Annotated in this window: 2 protein-coding genes; both read right to left on the reverse strand. The window is 60.0% G+C overall.

The window, feature by feature from the left end:
- Positions 1 to 42 precede the first annotated feature (42 nt).
- Positions 43 to 903 carry an IS3 family transposase gene (locus tag OUY22_RS36615; protein ID WP_270159909.1) on the reverse strand — a complete coding sequence of 287 codons (861 nt, stop codon included), beginning with the start codon at positions 901 to 903 and terminating at the stop codon, positions 43 to 45.
- Positions 904 to 920: 17 nt separating this feature from the next.
- Positions 921 to 1,214, reverse strand: a complete 294-nt coding sequence (locus tag OUY22_RS36620; protein WP_270159908.1) for a transposase — start codon at positions 1,212 to 1,214, stop codon at positions 921 to 923.
- Between the last annotated feature and the right edge of the window lie 66 nt (positions 1,215 to 1,280).

Below are 1,280 nucleotides of genomic sequence, written 5' to 3' on the forward strand. Positions count from 1 at the left end.
AGGGGCTCCGAATTTCCCGGACTCGACTCAAATGAAACTATATCACGCCGCGATCCGGTTATCGAACCATTCCTCTAGCACTTCCGATGGTGGGCGATATCCCAACCCAGAGTGAAGTCTTCGCCGGTTATAGAATCCCTCGATAAATTTGATCACTTCGCGTCGCGCCTCGGCACGCGTGGCGAACGTCCGGTGATGTACCATCTCCGTCTTCAGCTTACCGAAGAACGATTCCGCCATCGCGTTATCGAAACAACTCCCGGTGCGTCCGACGGATTGCCGGATGCTGTACTTGCCGAGTATCTCGCCGAACTCGATCGACGTGTATTGACTCCCTCGATCGGAGTGAAAGATCGCCCCGTCGGGCATCTCGATGCGGGCCGCGGCCATATCGATGGCCGCGCACACCAAGCTCGCCGGATATCGTACGTCCAGCGCCCAGCCGATCACGCTCTTGCTGAAACAGTCGATAACCGTTGCCAGGAAAAGTGCACCCTCACCCGTATCGATCTGCGTGATATCACCGATCATCTTCTGGCCGGGCATCTCCGCGCTGAAGTCGCGTCGCACCAGGTCAGGGACCGGGGCCGCGTTCTTGTCCGCGATCGTCAGGCCACGGCGTCGCTTGACCTGCACCGGGACCAGGCGCATCTGGCGCATGAGCTTGCGAACGAGTTCATCGTCCACCTCGACGCCGGCACGCCTGAGCTCCGCGTGGATACGGCGGTACCCGTAGGTCCGGCCGGATTCGGCGAACACGAAGTCAATCAAGGGCTTGAGGGCTTCGCGCCGTTGTTCGGTCGCCGACATCGGACGCTTCTCCCAGTCGTAGTATCCGGATTTCGACACGCCGAGCAGACGGCACATCATGATGATCTCAAAATTAGCCTTCTCGGCGAGAATGAGTCCGTACTTCTCGCTTACGGGAGCTCTTTCGCAAAGAAGGCCGCGGCTTTTTTCAGGAAAGCGTTCTCCTGCTCAAGTTCTTGAACGCGTCGTTCCATCTCCTGGAGCTTGGCGCGGTCGATGGCGGCGCGGGCCTCGTCGGTGGTGCCAGAGTTCTTCGACTTCTCTGCCTTCACCCAATTGCGAACGGTCTCTGCGACCAAGCCGAAATCGCGGGCAACCTGTGCAGGGGTCTTCCCGTCGTCGATGACGGCCCGCACGACCTCGGCCCGCAACTCGGGCGGATATATTCTCGGCTTCTTCGCCACGTGCTTCCTTCCCGGACTGTCTCTGACCCTACTTGGGTCCGAGTCCGGGAGGGCCGGGGCACCTCA

The sequence above is a fragment of the Nonomuraea corallina genome (genome assembly GCF_027620315.1).
GTDB classification, from domain to species: domain Bacteria; phylum Actinomycetota; class Actinomycetes; order Streptosporangiales; family Streptosporangiaceae; genus Nonomuraea; species Nonomuraea corallina.